The sequence below is a fragment of the Pseudemcibacter aquimaris genome, from assembly GCF_028869115.1.
GTDB lineage: Bacteria > Pseudomonadota > Alphaproteobacteria > Sphingomonadales > Emcibacteraceae > Pseudemcibacter > Pseudemcibacter aquimaris.
This window is the reverse complement of record NZ_CP079800.1, coordinates 2,810,534-2,824,445: the sequence shown is the minus strand read 5'-3', so window position 1 is coordinate 2,824,445 and position 13,912 is coordinate 2,810,534. Positions and strand designations below refer to the sequence as shown.

The 13,912-nt window shown below is 42.3% G+C and carries 14 protein-coding genes and 1 other RNA gene; 14 read left to right on the top strand and 1 reads right to left on the bottom strand.

All coding sequences use genetic code 11. The features are described 5' to 3' along the window. Positions 1 to 6 precede the first annotated feature (6 nt). Complete coding sequence (locus tag KW060_RS13250) at positions 7 to 897, top strand: DMT family transporter (protein WP_249035866.1); 891 nt, start codon at positions 7 to 9, stop codon at positions 895 to 897. After that, complete coding sequence (locus KW060_RS13245) at positions 884 to 1,594, top strand: N-acetylmuramoyl-L-alanine amidase (RefSeq protein ID WP_249035865.1); 711 nt, start codon at positions 884 to 886, stop codon at positions 1,592 to 1,594. Before KW060_RS13250 ends, KW060_RS13245 begins: the two co-directional genes overlap by 14 nt. On the opposite strand, the gene KW060_RS13240 is transcribed toward KW060_RS13245, so the two are convergent. Then, the gene (locus tag KW060_RS13240; RefSeq protein WP_249035864.1) at positions 1,574 to 1,771 is read right to left on the bottom strand and encodes a hypothetical protein; all 198 of its coding nucleotides are present in this window, start codon (positions 1,769 to 1,771) and stop codon (positions 1,574 to 1,576) included. The two genes, KW060_RS13245 and KW060_RS13240, sit on opposite strands and share 21 nt — an antisense overlap. Before the next feature lie 180 nt (positions 1,772 to 1,951). Here KW060_RS13240 and KW060_RS13235 point away from each other — a divergent pair, with 180 nt between their 5' ends. The 12 genes from KW060_RS13235 (at position 1,952) to mraY (ending at position 13,906) form a co-directional block, all read left to right on the top strand. Beyond that, the gene (locus KW060_RS13235; RefSeq protein WP_249035863.1) at positions 1,952 to 2,308 is read left to right on the top strand and encodes a PilZ domain-containing protein; all 357 of its coding nucleotides are present in this window, start codon (positions 1,952 to 1,954) and stop codon (positions 2,306 to 2,308) included. A 54-nt stretch (positions 2,309 to 2,362) separates the two neighbouring features. Continuing rightward, positions 2,363 to 2,733: RNase P RNA component class A (gene rnpB, locus KW060_RS13230), an RNA gene on the top strand. Between the two features lie 91 nt (positions 2,734 to 2,824). Next, a complete protein-coding gene (locus KW060_RS13225; protein ID WP_249035862.1) occupies positions 2,825 to 5,068 on the top strand; it encodes a S9 family peptidase in 2,244 nt (747 codons plus the stop codon). 84 nt (positions 5,069 to 5,152) lie between these two features. Beyond that, entirely contained in the window at positions 5,153 to 5,452 is a 300-nt protein-coding gene (locus KW060_RS13220; RefSeq protein WP_274757294.1) for a PilZ domain-containing protein, read from the top strand. 72 nt (positions 5,453 to 5,524) lie between these two features. Further along, on the top strand, positions 5,525 to 5,857 hold the full coding sequence (locus KW060_RS13215) for a PilZ domain-containing protein (protein WP_338050566.1): 333 nt from the start codon (positions 5,525 to 5,527) through the stop codon (positions 5,855 to 5,857). Between the two features lie 347 nt (positions 5,858 to 6,204). Continuing rightward, a complete protein-coding gene (locus tag KW060_RS13210) occupies positions 6,205 to 6,687 on the top strand; it encodes a division/cell wall cluster transcriptional repressor MraZ (protein ID WP_249035860.1) in 483 nt (160 codons plus the stop codon). Then, positions 6,674 to 7,663 (top strand): 16S rRNA (cytosine(1402)-N(4))-methyltransferase RsmH, encoded by a 990-nt coding sequence (rsmH, locus tag KW060_RS13205; protein WP_249035859.1) that lies wholly within the window; start codon positions 6,674 to 6,676, stop codon positions 7,661 to 7,663. Before KW060_RS13210 ends, rsmH begins: the two co-directional genes overlap by 14 nt. Beyond that, entirely contained in the window at positions 7,660 to 8,163 is a 504-nt protein-coding gene (gene ftsL, locus KW060_RS13200) for a cell division protein FtsL (RefSeq protein WP_249035858.1), read from the top strand. The genes rsmH and ftsL overlap by 4 nt, the downstream gene beginning before the upstream one ends. A 13-nt stretch (positions 8,164 to 8,176) precedes the next feature. Beyond that, positions 8,177 to 9,883, top strand: coding sequence for a peptidoglycan D,D-transpeptidase FtsI family protein (locus tag KW060_RS13195; RefSeq protein ID WP_249035857.1), 1,707 nt, complete (start codon positions 8,177 to 8,179; stop codon positions 9,881 to 9,883). Then, complete coding sequence (locus tag KW060_RS13190; protein ID WP_249035856.1) at positions 9,880 to 11,349, top strand: UDP-N-acetylmuramoyl-L-alanyl-D-glutamate--2,6-diaminopimelate ligase; 1,470 nt, start codon at positions 9,880 to 9,882, stop codon at positions 11,347 to 11,349. The genes KW060_RS13195 and KW060_RS13190 overlap by 4 nt, the downstream gene beginning before the upstream one ends. A gap of 12 nt (positions 11,350 to 11,361) precedes the next feature. Beyond that, positions 11,362 to 12,804, top strand: coding sequence for a UDP-N-acetylmuramoylalanyl-D-glutamyl-2,6-diaminopimelate--D-alanyl-D-alanine ligase (locus tag KW060_RS13185; protein WP_249035855.1), 1,443 nt, complete (start codon positions 11,362 to 11,364; stop codon positions 12,802 to 12,804). Positions 12,805 to 12,817: 13 nt separating this feature from the next. Beyond that, positions 12,818 to 13,906, top strand: a complete 1,089-nt coding sequence (gene mraY, locus KW060_RS13180) for a phospho-N-acetylmuramoyl-pentapeptide-transferase (protein ID WP_249035854.1) — start codon at positions 12,818 to 12,820, stop codon at positions 13,904 to 13,906. The last annotated feature ends 6 nt before the right edge of the window (positions 13,907 to 13,912 follow it).

The following is a 13,912-nucleotide window of genomic DNA, read 5'->3' as shown; positions in this document are numbered from 1 at the left end:
ATAATCATGCAAATAAGATATGCACTATTTGCCTTGTTTGTATGTTTTATATGGGGCGTCAATTTTGCCGTTATGAAAATTGGCTTGATGCAACTTGATCCATATTTGTTTGGTCTTTTACGGTTTTCTATCGTTTTTCTTTTGTTGCTTCCGTGGTTGAAAGTTGTCCCGGGTGAAATGATCAAGTTGTTTATTCTTGGCAACCTTATCGGCGGGTTTCAATTTGCCTTGATATTCTTAGGCATGGATTTAACCAATCATGTTTCAGCGATGTCGGTCGTTGTGCAGCTAAATATTCCAATTACTTTGATACTCGCGCATTTCTTCCTGTCCGAAAAAATGAGCTATTGGCGCACCAGTGGTGTGATTGTGTCTTTTATCGGGGTGTTGATCATTACGCTGGAACCGCAAGTGCTTGAAGAAAGTGCGGCCGTAATCGTGGTGTTTGCGGCAACGGCGCTTTATTCAGTGGGTGTTATTGTAATGCGAAAAATTACCGCGGTTCCCGTTTTTCAAACGCAAGCATGGGTGTCGTTTTATAGTGTTCCGGCCTTTATCATTATGACACTTGCGTTTGAAGAAAATCATGTCGAACAGGTCATGAATTTGGATATGGTTGGCATTTCCATGGTTTTATATACATCCGTGCTTTCAACGATTGTGGGGTACGGGGGAATGAATTTCTTGCTTAGGCGTTTTCCAGTGACGCTGATTTCGCCGTTTATGGTGACGGTACCCGTATTTGCAACCATATCCGCTGTGATCTTTTTGGATGAGGCGATAACAACAAAATTTGTTATTGGCGCTGGTGTAACATTAAGCGGCCTTGCCATCATTCATTACCGTGATTGGCAGTTAAAAAGAAAATCAAAGGTGATTGCTAATGAAGGTGCGTAAATCCCCAAACTTTGATGATCGGACGAGTGCGGGCATAAAATATTTGATCATGCATTATACGGGCATGCATTCTGGCAAGGAAGCATTAGATAGACTTTGTTCAGCAGAGGCAAAAGTAAGCGCACATTATCTAATCGAAGAAAATGGCGATGTTTATGCCATGGTCGACGAAGAAAAGCGCGCGTGGCACGCGGGTGTTTCAAAATGGGAAGAAGATATTGGTTTAAACGACAGATCAATCGGCATTGAAATCGTGAACCCAGGGCATCCTTATCCGGGTTATGAAAGTGTTTATAGGCCGTTTCCGGAAAAACAGATGGAAGCACTGATAAAATTATCAAAAGAAATTCTGTCACGCCATAATATTAAACCATGCCATGTGTTGGGACATAGCGATATCGCGTGGCAGAGAAAAATTGACCCAGGTGAATTGTTTGATTGGGCCCGTCTTGCAAAGGAAGGGATCGGCATTTGGCCGGACATTAATCCTGAAAAATCTTGCGATGTTTATTCAATGGACCAGTTTTTAACAAAACTTGCAGAATTTGGATATGGTATCGAAGATAGCATAGAAAAATTGATTGTTGCGTTCCAAAGACATTACCGCCCATCAAAACTGGACGGAATTATTGATCAGGAATGTTGTTTGATATTGGATGAATTGATCCGATTAAAATCAGTTGATAACCGGTTTTAAATCATCATCACCATGTCTGGCGTTATTCTTATCAGCCACGAGGTCATCCGGTAGAGGATCAATCAGGTCACCAGTATTAGGGCCCGCAGGACCATTTTTAATAACCAACCCTGCTTTTTCACAAGCCGTTAGAGCGAATAAAACAGCAATGATGGAAAAAATATTTTTAATGTTCATCGTATGAAACTTCATAGTTGGATTTATATTTCGCGCCCAATTTGCCTGAGTCACGGGTGAATATCCAGTAAAAAAATATTTATTATTGAAATTTTTACCACTTTCGCTGATTATGAATAAAGTATTTTCTGTGAAGCATCGTGTATGAGTAATTTGTGAAAGAAAATGGAAAGTGGGAACATGGCTAAAGAACAAGAACCAGAAGCCAGCAATCTGGCAGCCAATAAAGCCAATGTCAGGGATGGATTGGTATCATTACGTGCTTATAAAAGACGTACGGTCGTATGGCCGGCGACGTTGCTTGTTAATGAATTTGAATTTAAATGCATGCTTTATGATATCTCCCTTGGTGGGGTCAGGTTGAAACTTGATTTACCACTCGCGGCTGGTGCACAGGTAAGCATTAAAATTAAAGATTTCGAATATGTAGAAGCACTTGTTTCATGGCATGCGGATGCATTTGTCGGTTTGAAATTTATTGATGATGTTGAAACAATTGCAGCGATGCTTGGGGATTATGCAGATAGCCTTCAATAGAGTTCTGCATTCCAACGTTGATTTTCAGTTATAATTTGCGGTAAAAGATTTTGGTCAGATGGCCGGAAGATCGCTGCCTGTTTTTTAAATAGGGAGAGGAAAGTCCGGGCACCACGGAAGAACGGTGCTGGTTAACGGCCAGCGAAGGTGACTTCAGGGAAAGTGCCGCAGAAAGTAAACCGCCTGCTATGTAGGTAAGGGTGAAAGGGTGTGGTAAGAGCGCACCGCCTTTCTGGTGACAGAAAGGGCATGGTAAACCCCACCGGGTGCAAAATCAAATAGGAACGGCTGGCTTTATGCCGCTTATCTTTCGGAGTGTCGTTCGGGTTGATTGCATGAGGTTTTTGGCAACAAAAACCCTAGATGAATGATCTTACAGATGGGCAACCATTGGACAGAACCCGGCTTATAGGCCATCTGACAATTTTTCATGCATGATTTCTGTGGATTTGCATCTGCTTCATTGTTAACATCTCATCAAAATAATGAATATTTCTATATATAGGGGAACTATAAATGTCTTTTTTAAAGAATATGGCCATCACGGCTGCGGTGTCGCTTTCAATGACATCTGCAATGATTAGCCCATCATTGGCTGAAGGAAAGCTTACCATTAAAGATATTACCGAAAATGGTAATTTAAGTGGATCAGTGCCAAGAGGGTTAAAATTTTCACCAGACGGTAAGCGCGTCACGTTTCTAAAAAGCAGTGAAGAAGATAGCCGCGTTCTTGATCTTTGGGAATATAATCTTGAAAGCAAGTCGGCACAGTTGCTTGTTAAATCCAGTGACATTACCGGTGGTAACGAAGAACTTTCCGAAGAAGAGCGCGGAAGACGCGAACGTATGCGTATCACCAGTCTTGGGATCGTGGATTTTTCATGGTCTAAAGATGGCAAAAAGCTTTTATTCCCATTAGGGGGGGATCTGTACCAATATGAGCTTGCGGGTGGAAATACAGTTCGCATTACCAATAACCCTGAATATGAACTCGATAGCCGTTTTTCACCGGGGGGAAATTATGTTTCCTATATCGAAGACAATAACCTGCATATTGTCGACGTCAGAAATAATGAACATAAGCAATTAACCACTTCATCAAGCGCGACGGTTAAAAATGGCGTTGCGGAATTTATCGCGATGGAAGAAATGGACCGTGATACGGGGTATTGGTGGTCCGGCGATGAAAAATATATTGCTTATATCCAGTTTGATGAAAAAAATATTGATCAACGCGGCAGATACGAGGTTGTTCGTGACGGGTTTAATGTACTTCAGGAACGTTACCCGCGTGCCGGCACCAATAATGTGACCGTAAAGCTTGGAATTCTTTCTATTGAAACAGGTGTAACCAAATGGGTGGACCTTGGAGAAGAGCAGGATATTTATTTGCCACGTGTGAAATGGGTTCCGGATAGCAGTGGTATTTTCTTCCAAAAAGAGAACCGTGGGCAAACCCAACTTGATTTGATTTTTGCAGATGCAGGTACGGCTGATACCAGAACTGTTTTAACGGAAACCTCGGATACTTGGATTAATTTAAATCATGGTTTGACGTTTCTGAAAAATGGAAGTGAGTTTCTTTGGCAGTCAGAAAGAAGCGGCTTTAGCCATATTTATCATTATAAAAATGATGGTACACTTATTAGCCAATTAACCGATGGTGAGTGGGTCGTGAATGGTTCAATTTCCGCGAACGAAGATAATGGCGATGTTTATTTCGTTGGTAACGCCACTGATTATCTTGAACGTCATCTTTATAGTGTAAAACTTGGTAGTGATAAGGTGACGAACCCAACTAAAATATCAAAACGTGAAGGATGGCATTCAGTTACTATTGCTGGTGATGGTAACAGTTATATTGATAATTTTTCCAACACGACGACACCGCCGCAAGTTTCCATTCATAATATGGATGGTTCGCGTCTGATGTGGATCGAAGAAAATAAATTGGATAGCAATCATCCTTATTACGCCTTCTCTAAAAACCATATTCAACCAGAATTTGGCGTCATTCAAAATCAAAACGGTGATGATCTTCATTACCGGATGTATAAACCGGCGAACATGGAAGATGGTAAGAAATATCCTGTGATATTCGCATTATATGGCGGCCCCGGTTCGCAGATGGTTGACAAATCATGGGATAATTTATTGTTCCAGGTATGGGCGCAAGATGGTTATGTTGTCTTTACACTTGATAACCGTGGAACATCTAATAAAGGAACCGAATTTGCCGGTGCGCTTTATCATCACATGGGTAAAGTCGAAGTTGAAGATCAGGTCGTTGGTGCAGAGTTTCTAAAAACACTTGATTTTATCGATACTGATAACATTGGTGTTCAGGGGCACAGTTATGGTGGTTACATGGTTCTAATGAGTATGTTTACAGCACCAGATGTGTTTAAGGTTGGTGTTTCTGGTGCGCCTGTTACGGACTGGAGACTTTATGACACACATTATACTGAACGTTTTCTTGGACATACGGATGGTGCCGGTAAAGACGTTTATGATAAAAGTGGTGTATTTCCATATATTGACGGTTTAAAGGGTAAGCTTCTTATTCTTCATGGTATGGCGGATGATAATGTGCTCTTTAATCATACCAGTATGCTGATTGATGAAATGCAGCAACGTGCCGTACAATTTGACCTTATGGCTTATCCTGGTCAAACCCATAGATTGGGTAGTGATCGTATGCGTCGCCGTCATGTTTATGAAACTCAAAAACGGTACTTTGACGATCATTTGAAAAATTAGATATTTTTAATAGTTAACAAAATATTAAAGTGTTTTTGCTATCCTTTATTTGTTGATGAGTAAAGGATAGTGATGCCTGTACGTATGAAAGATAATAGATATGCAAGGAAGCATAGCCGAAAGGCTGTGACACTTCCGGTTATCTTGACTGTGAACGGTGTTGTTCATCCAGGTACTGCATTTGATATATCTTTAGGTGGAGTGCGGGTAAAATCAAACGCGATCTTTAAGAACGATGATAACGTTTCCGTAACAATTAATGGGACATTCAAACAAAGCGTCAAAGTTGTATGGAATGCTCAAGGTTTTTCCGGATTGGATTTTATGGGTGATCCTGATGAAATCAAGAAAGAGCTAGCCCGAATTTCAGCAAATCTGAATTAATGTTTTCAAGACCTGTTATTTTCTGCTATGCGTTATAAAAATAATAGTCTATATATATTAATGGGATAAGCAATAATAAACCAAATTGGGACAAAGGTTATTAGCGCAGAGACAACACAACAAGAGCGTAAAAGCAACCGACAGAACGTACTTCTGAAATCATCAATTGATATCGGAAGCTACTACTTTGACGCTATTGCATATGATTTATCGCTTTATGGTGCCAAAATTAAATTAAACCTTCCGCTCGAACGTGGGGCTACATTTATGATTGCTATTAAAGGCACCAGCAATATTCCATCCAAAGTTTCATGGGCGAATAATGGTTTTATTGGCCTTGAATTTGATTATCCACCTGATCGCGTTAAAACCATATTTGGTACTCTCGGGGATCGATTGACCTAAATTTCTGGAATTGTTCCGATTCTCTATTAAAGGCCCGAGTCTTTCTGCGATTCTGTCCAAAAATCTTACAAAAAATCATGAATTACCCATAAAAACCCATTTTAGGTGTTTTTTTCGATTCAGTCGATTCAACGCCTGTGGGATTTTCAGCGTTCACGTAATACTTTGTTTTTAAAGAATAAAAACATTTACAGTGATGTTTTGAATGTGTGTGAAATGCCATGTTTTCAATATTAAATCCCATTGACGGGCATGATATCCTATGATATTCCATTTATAGGTAATATTAGGGTAAATAGGCCCTGACAATCACAGAATAATAAAATTAAGAAATGCTGGACGACTAAATGCCGTTATTTATGTCGAAATACACCAATAAGGTGGATAAAAAAGGGAGGGTCTCTGTACCAGCCTCTTTTCGTGCGGCGCTTCCATCCGGCTTTCAAAAATCTGTGGTTGTTTATCAAGCCGTAAATCATAACGCGATTGAATGTTGTGACCTTCTTCACATTGAAAAAATTAACGATAGTCTTGAGGATTTTGCCCCTTATTCAGATGAGCATGATGAATTTAGTCTCGCGCTTATGTCTGGCTTAATGGAACTTACATTTGATGGTAATGGCCGAATTATCCTGCCGCAGGAACTTTTGGATTTTGCGGGTATTACGGAATATGCCACCTTTGCTGGTAAGGGTAAGACATTCCAAATTTGGGAACCCAAGGCCTTTGATGAAGAACTTGCCAAAGCAAGACATAAAGTGAAAGAAAAGCGTTCTTTGCTACGTTTTCGTTCTGACAGAAATGACGGAGGTGAAAATGGTCGTGGCTAAAGCGCAAATTGATCATATTTCCGTCATGCTTCCCGAAGTGATTGATGCCTTGTCACCAGAAAATGGCAAGACATATGTGGACGGCACATTCGGTGCCGGTGGATATAGTCGTGCAATACTGGAAAATGATGTTTCCATGTTATGGGCCATTGACCGTGATCCAAATGTGATTGAAACAGCAGATGTTCTTGCAAAAGAATTCCCGGGAAAATTTAAACTGCTGCAGGGATGTTTTTCAGAAATGGAAAGACTATTGAAAGAAAGCGGTCAGGAATATGTTGATGGTATCGTGCTTGATATTGGTGTTTCATCCATGCAGCTAGATCAGGCGGAACGCGGTTTTTCATTCATGCATGATGGCCCGCTTGATATGCGTATGAGCAAGGATGGAATGTCAGCGGCTGACGTCGTTAATGATATGGACGAAGAAGAGCTTGCGAATATCATTTATAAATTCGGCGAAGAGCGCGCATCCCGAAGAGTTGCACGCGCCATCGTAAATAGACGCGAAGAAGAACCGTTTCAAAGAACGCTTGATTTATCCAAAGTGGTTGAGGCTGCGGTCGGGGGACCAAAGTATAAAAAAGGCAAAAAGCAAATTCACGGTGCCACCAGAACGTTTCAGGCATTAAGAATTTATGTGAATGATGAATTGGGTGAGCTGGAACGCGCACTTGTTGCTGCGGAAAAAATGCTTGCTCCTGGTGGAAGATTAGCCGTCGTTACATTCCATTCATTGGAAGACCGCATTGTAAAAGAATTCTTTAAGCAAAGAAGCGGTGAAGCATCGCGCGGATCACGTCATATGCCAGTGTCATTGGACGATGGTCCAGCACCAACATTTGATATGCTTTTTCGCGGCGGTAAAAAAGCATCCAAATCAGAAATTGAAATCAATGCGAGATCACGTTCGGCGAAACTGCGTGCGGGTATCCGTACCAATGCGCCATCATGGGGAAATGAGGTGGCGGCATGATTAAGATTTTTGTGACTTTCACCATTTTAACCGTCATGATTTCAACGGCGGCGGTTTATAACCTTAAGCAAGGTACATATGACCTTGAAGAAGAAAAAAGAAACATCAGTGCCCAGATTTTAAAAGATCGTGAGGCCATAAAAGTATTAAAAGCCGAGATGGCGTATCTTTCAAGACCAGAAAGAATTGAGAGATTATCGCGTAGACATCTTGCACTTGAAACAGCAAGTAATGATCAAATGGTTGCGACTGTGACAACGCTTACGAAACGTGAGAATGTACAAGTCGTTAGTTTACCAGTTGATAATTTTCAATTGCTGTTACCAAGACAAAAACCTAATCCAAATGCTAAATCGTCATATAGACCTGCGCCGTCCAATACGGAACGGGTTGTGGCGATTGATTATTCACAAAAACAACAACAACAAGAATTAAAGCAGGAAGAGAAGAACGAGACGAAGAGTCTTTATGAGAGAATATTGGCAAAGATAGGCAATTAACAGGGAACAAATAGTGAAGCCGATTGACTTGCAAGTTGAGGGAGCGCGCCAAGGAGCCATCGAGGTTGCCCGAAATCGTATGATTTTCGTGATGGCATTGTTTGCTCTGGGATTTCTGACTTTAACCGTTAAACTTGTCTCTGTTGGGGTTTTTCAAGCCAACAAGGGGGATTATCGACAGGTCGCCAGCGCCAATACGGCCATGCTTGCGGCGCGTGCGGATATTGTTGACCGTAATGGTATTGTTCTTGCAACAAATTTAAAAACACCATCACTTGGTGTTAATCCGCATAAAATCGAAAATGCGGAACTTCTATCCTATAAAATTGCGGAAATTTTACCGAGCCTTAAACGTGAAGATATTTTGGCGAATTTGACGTCCGAAAGGCGCCATGTCTGGATTAAACGTAAACTGACACCAAAGCAAATGTTTGAAATTAACAAGCTCGGTGAACCGGGGCTTGTATTTTCCGATGCGGAAAAAAGAATTTATCCGCATGGTAGTTTGGTGTCACATGTTCTTGGATCAGTCGGTGTGGATAATCAGCCATCCGCGGGCGTAGAATTATTTTTTGATGATAGATTGTCTGATCCGCTTAAGACAGAACAACCGCTTGAACTTTCAATTGATGTGCGTCTTCAATATATCCTTCATCAGGAAATCAGCAATTCGATGGAGAAGTTTTCGGCCAAGGGTGGTGCCGGCGTAATCATGGATGTGAATACGGGTGAGGTCGTGGCGCTTGTTTCGCTTCCGGATTTTGATCCGAATGAATATGTGAAGCCAACAGATTCAAGACGCTTTAACCAGATTTTACAAGGGGCTTATGAACTGGGTTCCGGCTTTAAAACCTTTACTATCGCATCTGCCCTTGAAAATGGCATAACGGATCTTTCGGGTGGTTATGATGCGTCGAAACCAGTGCGTGTATCCGGTTTTACCATTCATGATGACCATGCAAAAAACCGTTGGTTAAGTGTTCCTGAAATTTATGTATATTCATCGAATATCGGCACTTTAAAAATGGCGCAGGAAAACGGTGTTGAAAATCAAAAAGCATTTTTTGATAAGCTTGGACTTTTTAGAAAAACGGACATTGAAATTCATGAAAAAGGTGCCCCAATCTTGCCATATCAGTGGGGACCGACCGAGCTTGTGACGACATCTTACGGTCATGGCATCGCTGTAACCCCCTTGCACCTTGCTACTGGTGTTTCTGCGATGATTAATGGCGGACGCCTTAATGCTGCCACCTTAATCAAGAAAAATAATACCTATGCACAGGATGTTTCCTATATAGAGAGCGAGCAGGTTCTTTCACCCGAAACAAGTGAGATTATGCGTAATTTAATGCATTTGGTTGTTGAATATGGCACCGGCAAAAGCGCAAAAGTTGATGGCTATCTGATTGGCGGAAAAACAGGAACGGCAAACAAGCCTGCGGAAAAAGGTGACGGCTTCCGCGGTTATAAAAAAGAGATCATTTCGTCTTTTGTTTCAGCCTTTCCGATTGATAACCCGCGTTATGTGATTTTTGCCATGCTTGATGAGCCGCACGGGATCAAAGAAACATTCAATATGGCATCTGGTGGATGGACGGCGGCCCCGCTTGTTGGAAATATCATCAGTCGTGTTGGTCCGCTGATGGGTGTTGAACCCGCAGAGAAAAACATAATTGAATTTGAAGAATTAATGCTTGTATCCGGAACGGAAGAATGAAATTAAGCGACATTATTAACGACACAGATAATAAATATGATGTGGACATTACCGGCATCACGGCGGATAGCCGTAAAGTGGGGCCAGGTTTCCTTTTTGTTGCTCTTCCCGGGTTGAAATTTAATGGCGCTGATTTCATTGATGATGCCATTGAGGCAGGCGCTGCAGCCATTCTTTGTGTGCCGGATGCAAAAACAGAAAATGATAATGTGGTTTGGATCACGGATGATCAACCCGCGCGAATTTTTCCGCATTTTGTATCACGTTTTTTTGAAAAGCAACCAAATCATGTAGCGGCAGTTACGGGTACCAATGGTAAGACATCAGTTGCTTTCTTTACTCAACAAATCTGGAAACAATTGGGGCTAAAATCGGCGTCAGTTGGGACGCTTGGTATCAACGCGGATGATTATCATGTGGATACCGGCTTAACGACACCGGATCCGGTTGTTATTCATAAGGCACTATCGGAACTAACCGATTTGGGTGTGGATCATGTTGTTTTTGAAGCATCAAGCCACGGACTTGATCAATATAGGCTTGATGGTGTTGATATTTCGGCGGCGGCATTTACGAACTTGACCCATGACCATCTTGATTACCACGAAACAGAAGCCGATTATTTTAATGCGAAAAAGCGTCTGTTCACGGAATTACTTCCACCTAAAAAAGCAGCCGTTTTGAATATCGATAGCGATCACGTAAGGGAAATGAAATCCTTATGCGAAGATAAAGGGCATGAGGTTATTACAGTAGGACGCGATCAGGGTGATATCAGGTTGCTTGATCAGCGAACTTCATCGTCCGGTCAGGATATTACCGTAAGTTATAATTCGAAGCTTTATGACATTTCGCTGCCGCTTGTTGGAAAATTTCAAGCAAGTAATGCATTGATGGCAGCGGGGCTTGTCATTGGTTGTGGTGCGGACGCAGAAAAAACATTTAATGCGCTATCTTACCTGCGCCCGGTACGTGGACGCATGGAGCAAGCCGGAAGGCATCCTGATGGTGGTCGCATTTATGTTGATTATGCCCACACGCCAGATGCGCTGGAAACCGTGCTTACGGCGATGAAACCACATGTGAAAAATAAATTGGCCGTTGTATTTGGCTGCGGCGGTGACCGTGATCGCGCGAAACGCAAAGTGATGGGTGAAATCGCAGAAAAACTGGCTGACCGTGTTTATGTCACCGATGATAACCCAAGATCAGAATATCCGATCGAAATCAGACGCGAAATTATGCAAGGCTGCCCAAACGGTATTGATGCCGGGGAACGTGGCGGTGCTATTCGTCAAGCTGTCGCTGATATGGAAGCGGGTGATATTCTGCTTGTTGCCGGTAAAGGGCATGAGCAAGGCCAAACCATTGGTGACAAAGTTTATGATTTTGATGACGTGTCCGTTGTCAGATCGGCCATCGTTGCTATTGAACAATCCGTAATCAAACAGAAACATGCAAATTAGAAAGGCATAATCATGGCAGTATTGCCGCTTTGGACATCGCAGGAATTAGAGACGGTCTTTGATACAAAGATATCGGGTCGTTGGAATTCCTATGGCGTGTCCATTGATAGCCGCACCATTGAAGACGGTGACCTGTTTTTTGCATTATCTGGTCCAAATTTTGATGGTCATGCGTATGTGAAATCGGCAATTGATGCGGGCGCCAGTGGTGCTGTTGTCAGTAAAGTTGTTGATGGGGTTGATCAATCAAAACAGGTGCTTGTTGATGATGTTATGGATGCGCTCGTTAAGCTTGGTATTGCGGGACGTAACCGTGTTAATGTACCGATTATTGCTGTAACAGGCAGCGTTGGTAAAACAGGCACTAAAGAAGCGCTAAAAGCGGCCCTTTCCAGATATAAGAAAACACACGCAAGTGTGCTTAGTTATAATAATGATGTTGGTGTGCCGCTTTCACTCGCCAGAATGCCGTACGATGTTGAATATGGCATTTTTGAAATGGGAATGAACCATGCGGGTGAGCTGGAAGAGCTGGTGAAACTGGTGCGTCCTGATGTGGCGATAATCACGACAGTTGAGCTAGCCCATAGTGAGTTTTTCGAAAATGTAGAAGAAATCGCAGACGCAAAAGCGGAAATTTTCACCTGTATGAATAATGGTGGAACGGCGATCATTAACCGTGATAATCCCCATTTCGAAAGATTAAAAAAACGCGCTCATAAAGCGGGCGTCGAAAATATCATTACTTTTGGTATGTCTGATGACGCAGACGTTAGATCGTTAAGACATTATTTCCATGATACCTGCACCTGCATCATTGCTGATGTGATGGACAAGGTTATGACCTATAAAGTCGGGATGCTCGGGGATCATTGGGTAATGAATTCATTGTCGGTTTTGGCAGCGGTTGATGCAGTGGGTGCTGACCTGGGATTAAGTGGCCTGGGGCTTGCGGAACTGATGCCGCTTGTTGGTCGTGGGCGTCGTGACCGGATTTATTTCGATATTGGCTCTGATGCATCATTCTTGCTTATTGATGAAAGTTATAATGCCAATCCGGCCAGTATGCGAGCGGCGATTAAGACGCTTGGAAAATGTGAAAATTCGGATGGTGGCAGAAAGATTGCCGTACTTGGTGATATGGCGGAACTGGGTGAACAGGCAGATGAATTGCATGTAAGTCTGGCGCCGGCACTAGGTGAAGCAGAAATTGAACGTGTATTTGTGGTCGGCGAGCATATGAAGCATTTAGCCGAGCATCTTCAAAATCAATATCCGGCAATTCAAGCAAGTTATTTTAATGACAAAAATGCCATAGAACGCGCGCTTCTCTCTGATTTAAAAGATGGTGACATCATCATGATCAAAGGATCAAATTCCAGTGGTATGTCGGCAGTAGTAAAAAAATTAAAAACACTTGATTTAAATGAAAATAGACAAGTGGCAAACGGGTAAGTAAAGGAAATAAATGCTTTATCATTTTTTAACATCAATGAGTGATCAATATAGCGTTCTCAATGTGTTCAATTATTTGACCTTTAGAACCGGCATATCATTGTTTACAGCATTTTTGATCAGTTTCCTGCTTGGCCCGCGCGTAATTTACATGTTGAAAGCCAAGCAGAAAAAAGGTCAACCGATCCGTGATGATGGCCCGGAAAGTCATATTCTGACCAAACAAGGTACGCCAACCATGGGCGGTTTCCTGATTTTACTAGGTATGAGCGCAGGGACCCTATTATGGTCTGATCTGACTAACCCGTATGTTTGGGCCGTATTGCTTGTGACCACTGGTTTTGGGTTTATTGGTTTTCTTGATGATTATAAAAAAATTACCAAATCCAGTTCTGCGGGTGTTTCCGGAAAAGTGAAATTATTAATGGAAATTGCCATTTCTCTTGGTGCCGTTCTGATTATTATGGATGCGGCCGGGCCGGATTATGGTAGCAAACTTGCCTTACCGTTTTTAAAAGATGTGATGGTTGATCTGGGTTGGTTTATGATGCCGTTTGCAGTTTTTGTGATGGTGGGGGCGTCCAATAGTGTAAACCTCACGGATGGACTTGACGGGCTTGCGATTGTGCCGGTGATTATTGCATCGGGAACATTCGCGATTATCGCTTATGTGGTTGGTAATGTGGTTTATACTGATTATTTAAATCTGACGTATATTGAGGGCACAGGTGAGCTTGCCGTTTTCCTTGCTGCGATCATCGGCGCGGGACTTGGTTTCCTTTGGTATAATGCGCCGCCCGCCATGGTATTTATGGGGGATACAGGCAGCTTGGCCCTTGGTGGTGCACTTGGTGCCGTTAGTGTCATTACAAAACATGAAATCGTACTTGCGATTGTGGGTGGTTTGTTTGTTTTGGAAACGGTTTCTGTGATCGTTCAGGTGGCATCATTCCGCCTTACGGGAAAACGTGTATTTCGAATGGCACCAATTCATCATCACTATGAGAAAAAAGGCTGGGCCGAACCAACCATCGTTATCCGCTTCTGGATTATTGCGGTGCTACTGGCATTGATTGGTTTAGCGACACTTAAGTTGAGGTAAGGGGAA